Origin of the sequence: Pseudoalteromonas sp. MMG012 (genome assembly GCF_018100875.1) — a bacterium.
In the GTDB taxonomy this organism is placed as follows: Bacteria; Pseudomonadota; Gammaproteobacteria; order Enterobacterales; family Alteromonadaceae; genus Pseudoalteromonas; species Pseudoalteromonas aurantia.
Map to the genome: position 1 here is coordinate 1 of NZ_JAGJEF010000210.1, position 826 is coordinate 826.

At 38.0% G+C, this 826-nt stretch carries 1 protein-coding gene; it reads right to left on the reverse strand.

Annotation, left to right across the window (positions count from 1 at the left end; genetic code table 11):
- Window positions 1-817, reverse strand: an 817-nt coding sequence (locus J8L97_RS23065; RefSeq protein ID WP_211053057.1) for an IS30 family transposase, incomplete at its 3' end; no start/stop codon positions are given.
- Window positions 818-826 lie beyond the last annotated feature (9 nt).

Here is an 826-nt window from a genome sequence, read left to right on the forward strand (position 1 = left end):
TATTTTCATTTGTACCGCGCTGCCATGAACAATAAGGATCGGCGAAGTAAATATCCATATTAAGCCTACTCTCAAGCTTATTAAAAAGTGAAAACTCTTTCCCGTTATCAAGTGTAAGTGTCAGCCTCTTTGAAGTGTCTAACGTTATAAACATTGAAATCGTTGCTTTATTGAAAAGCTCTGCTGTTTTATTTTCTATTTTTTGGGCCATTAGATATTTTGTTGCTCGATCCACATGAGTAATTATATATCCAGAGCTTTTCTTTCCTTCAACAAGATCACCTTCCCAGTCGCCAATACGAGACCGTTTCTCAACGATATTAGGTCGTTCATGGATACTAACTCGGTTTTTTATCTTACCTCGTAAGTCCCCATATTTTCTTTGTTTTTTTCTCTTTTTGTGACGTTTTGGTAATGCTTTATAGAGCCCACCACCAACTTGATAGTCTTTAATAACCCATTGATAAATTGTCTCATGACTGACACATTCTCCCTTGTCATTTCGGTGGTTTTTTTTAAGCCTTCCTGCAATAGCGTCTGGTGACCAACCTTCTTGCAGTTTATGTACAACATGCTGATAAAGCGTTTTATTAGTAAACTTTTTTGCGTGCCTTGGTTTCTTTCTACGTTCGGCTGCCAAGTCTTCTGCAGATTCATCGAAGTAAGTATAGTAAGGGGGTTTATTCCTCTTTACTTCTCGCATAATGGTAGTGTGGTGGCGGTTAAGTAAACGGCCGATTGAGCGGTAACTTTCACCACTATTATGGCGATAATAGATTGCTTTTCGCTCAAAACTGTTAAGATGTTCATAAGACATTTCTCAGCT